Raw genomic sequence first — 2228 nt, 5'->3', positions numbered from 1 at the left:
AATTTCAGAAGTAATTTGCACCTTTGCAACCCGCAAACGGAGGGAATGAATAGGGGTCGAAAGTGGGAAGAAGAAGCTTAGAAAAATAAAAAAAAATAAGTTTTGGAAATAAGAAAAAGGTTTTTACCTTTGCACTCCCGAAACGAACGAAGGAAAAAAGGCGGAAACGCTGAGTGAGAAAGCGGGAAGAGATACAGAAGAAAGTTAACGTTGGTTAACGAGTAAGCGAAAGAAGCCGGAGCGATTCCGGCGGACAAAAATGAAGAGTTATCACGACGTAAGAAGTGAAAAACATACCAGGCGGAACCGAGAAGGGGAAGCTGAAAAGTTCTTTTAAGAAATAGAAAATCATGTAGTGTAACGATCGGGAACTAAACCCTCCCGTGAAGTTATCAGAACACAAGGGAAGCTGTATAAAGATACAACGGTGAGCAGGAAAAAGGAAGCGGCGGATGCAAATTTGCTGCGGAGGAATACCACTCACTAACATACAGATTCTATTATTAATAATAGGGTCAGTGAACAAACAAAACATTTTACAATGGAGAGTTTGATCCTGGCTCAGGATGAACGCTAGCGGCAGGCCTAATACATGCAAGTCGGACGGGATTGAGGAGCTTGCTCTTCATGAGAGTGGCGCACGGGTGCGTAACACGTATGTAACCTACCTTGTTCAGGGGGATAGCCTCTCGAAAGAGAGATTAAGACCGCATAACATTAAGCTGTGGCATCACAGGTTAATCAAATATTTATAGGAACAAGATGGGCATGCGGAACATTAGCTAGTTGGTAAGGTAACGGCTTACCAAGGCTACGATGTTTAGGGGATCTGAGAGGATGACCCCCCACACTGGTACTGAGACACGGACCAGACTCCTACGGGAGGCAGCAGTAAGGAATATTGGTCAATGGACGGAAGTCTGAACCAGCCATGCCGCGTGCAGGAAGACGGCCCTACGGGTTGTAAACTGCTTTTATACCGGAATAAACCTTTCTATGTATAGAGAGCTGAATGTACGGTAAGAATAAGGATCGGCTAACTCCGTGCCAGCAGCCGCGGTAATACGGAGGATCCAAGCGTTATCCGGATTTATTGGGTTTAAAGGGTGCGTAGGTGGTTCTTTAAGTCAGGGGTGAAAGACGGCAGCTTAACTGTCGCAGTGCCTTTGATACTGAAGAACTTGAATACACTAGAGGTAGGCGGAATGTGACAAGTAGCGGTGAAATGCATAGATATGTCACAGAACACCAATTGCGAAGGCAGCTTACTATGGTGTCATTGACACTGAGGCACGAAAGCGTGGGGATCAAACAGGATTAGATACCCTGGTAGTCCACGCCCTAAACGATGAATACTCGATGTTGGCGATATACGGTCAGCGTCTAAGCGAAAGCGTTAAGTATTCCACCTGGGGAGTACGCCCGCAAGGGTGAAACTCAAAGGAATTGACGGGGGCCCGCACAAGCGGAGGAGCATGTGGTTTAATTCGATGATACGCGAGGAACCTTACCCGGGCTTGAAAGTTAGTGAATGATACAGAGACGTATCAGTCCTTCGGGACACGAAACTAGGTGCTGCATGGCTGTCGTCAGCTCGTGCCGTGAGGTGTTGGGTTAAGTCCCGCAACGAGCGCAACCCCTATGTTTAGTTGCCAGCACGTCAAGGTGGGGACTCTAAACAGACTGCCTATGCAAATAGAGAGGAAGGAGGGGACGACGTCAAGTCATCATGGCCCTTACGTCCGGGGCTACACACGTGCTACAATGGATGGTACAGAGGGCAGCTACCTGGTAACAGGATGCCAATCTCCAAAAGCCATTCACAGTTCGGATCGGGGTCTGCAACTCGACCCCGTGAAGTTGGATTCGCTAGTAATCGCGTATCAGCAATGACGCGGTGAATACGTTCCCGGGCCTTGTACACACCGCCCGTCAAGCCATGGAAGCTGGAAGTGCCTGAAGTGCGTAACCGCAAGGAGCGTCCTAGGGTAAAGTCGGTAACTGGGGCTAAGTCGTAACAAGGTAGCCGTACCGGAAGGTGTGGCTGGAATACCTCCTTTCTGGAGCAGTTTCCTGGTAAGTAAGGTAACCGTTACCTACATGATTATTTCTTAAAAATAGATTGGAGATATAAGATCAGCGATGATGAGCGAAAGCTCAGCAAAGCCCAGATCAGATAGCTCTTTATCTATATAACACAAAAAAGGAAACCCAAAAGATGAAGCCAT

The 2228-nt window shown here is 47.5% G+C and carries 1 rRNA gene; it reads left to right on the top strand.

Going from position 1 to position 2228, the window contains the following annotated elements:
* Positions 1–538: 538 nt before the first annotated feature.
* Positions 539–2060, top strand: a 16S ribosomal RNA gene (locus J2W55_RS25710).
* Positions 2061–2228 lie beyond the last annotated feature (168 nt).

It is taken from the genome of Mucilaginibacter pocheonensis, assembly GCF_031456535.1.
In the GTDB taxonomy this organism is placed as follows: Bacteria; Bacteroidota; Bacteroidia; order Sphingobacteriales; family Sphingobacteriaceae; genus Mucilaginibacter; species Mucilaginibacter pocheonensis.
Note: the sequence above shows the minus strand (reverse complement) of the source record. Positions and strands in the feature narration are given on the sequence as shown.